The sequence below is a fragment of the Planomonospora alba genome, from assembly GCF_039534085.1.
Taxonomy (GTDB): domain Bacteria; phylum Actinomycetota; class Actinomycetes; order Streptosporangiales; family Streptosporangiaceae; genus Planomonospora_B; species Planomonospora_B alba.
On the sequence record NZ_BAAAUT010000152.1, the window covers coordinates 1 to 1301 of the forward strand.

General features: G+C 67.9%; 1 protein-coding gene. It reads left to right on the forward strand.

What is annotated here, in order from left to right:
- The first annotated feature begins 105 nt into the window (after nt 1-105).
- Nucleotides 106-1259, forward strand: a protein-coding gene (locus tag ABD823_RS34360) for an IS3 family transposase (protein WP_344867124.1) whose coding sequence is annotated in 2 segments (ribosomal slippage) — nt 106-307 and nt 307-1259 — 1155 coding nt in all. Because the reading frame shifts where the segments join, the coding sequence is not laid out codon by codon here.
- Nucleotides 1260-1301: the final 42 nt, after the last annotated feature.

Consider the following 1301-nt stretch of genomic DNA (forward strand, 5'->3'; position numbering starts at 1 on the left):
TGGAGTTAACCCGGTTTGGTGGACACCTCACCTCTGGGGAACCCTGGTTCCCGGAAGAAGGAGTCTGCTGTGCCGAACAACTATCCGCCGGAGTTTCGCCGGCAGATGGTGGAACTGGTGCGCGCCGGACGGTCGCCGGAGGAACTGGCCCGGGAGTTCGAGCCCTCCGCCCAGTCGATCCGTACCTGGGTGCGCCAGGCCGATCTGGATGACGGCCGCCGCGCCGACGGCCTGACCAGCGCCGAAAAAGACGAGCTGGCCCGGCTGCGCCGCGAGGTCAAGATTCTCCGCGAGGAGAAGGAGATCCTGCGCAAGGCCGCGGTTTTCTTCGCACGGGAGACGGATCGGCCGAGATGAGGTTCCGGCTGATCGATGCGGAGAACGACCACCACGGCGTCTCCCTGCTGGCCCGGGTGCTCGGTGTGTCGCGCCAGGGCTACTACGCCTGGGCGGCCCGGCAGCGTCGCGGTCCGTCGGCGCGTGCCCGCCGCGACGCCGAACTCACCGAGAAGATCCGCGCGCACCACGCCACCTCGGACGGCATCTATGGCGCGCCGCGCATCCACGCCGATCTGCGCGAGATCGACGGCATCCGGATCGGCCGCAAGCGGGTGGCCCGGCTGATGCGCGCGGCAGGACTGTCGGGCGTGACCCGGCGTAAAGGCTGTCGCACCACGATCGCCGATCGACGGGCTGCGGCCGCCTCCGACCTGGTCAAGCGCCAGTTCACCGCCGAGGAGCCGAACCGCCTGTGGACCGCTGACATCACGTATGTGCCGACCGGGCAGGGCTTCTTGTATCTGGCTGTGGTCTTGGATGTGTTCTCCCGGCGGATCGTCGGCTGGGCGATGGCCGAGCACATGCGCACCGAACTGGTCACCGACGCGCTGGCGATGGCGATCCACCAGCGTCAGCCCAGTGCCGGGGTGATCCATCACAGCGACAAGGGCGGTCAATATACATCGGTCGCCTTCGGCCAGCGGTGCGCCCAGGCCGGGGTCCGCCTCTCGACGGGGAGAACCGGGACCTGCTTCGATAACGCGATCACCGAGAGCTTCTTCGCCTCGCTGGAATGCGAACTGCTCGACCGGCGGGCCTTCCGCACCCGGCCGGAGGCCGAGCGGGCGGTGTTCGCCTACATCGAGGGGTTCTACAACCCCCGGCGCCGGCATTCGGCCAACGGTCAGCTCAGCCCGGCCGAATACGAGCGCCGACAGGCCATCAAGGACGTCCATCAAGACGGCTATGCTGCCGCGTAGCCGCAAGCCCTGATGTGTCTATCGAACCGGGGCAACTCCAGA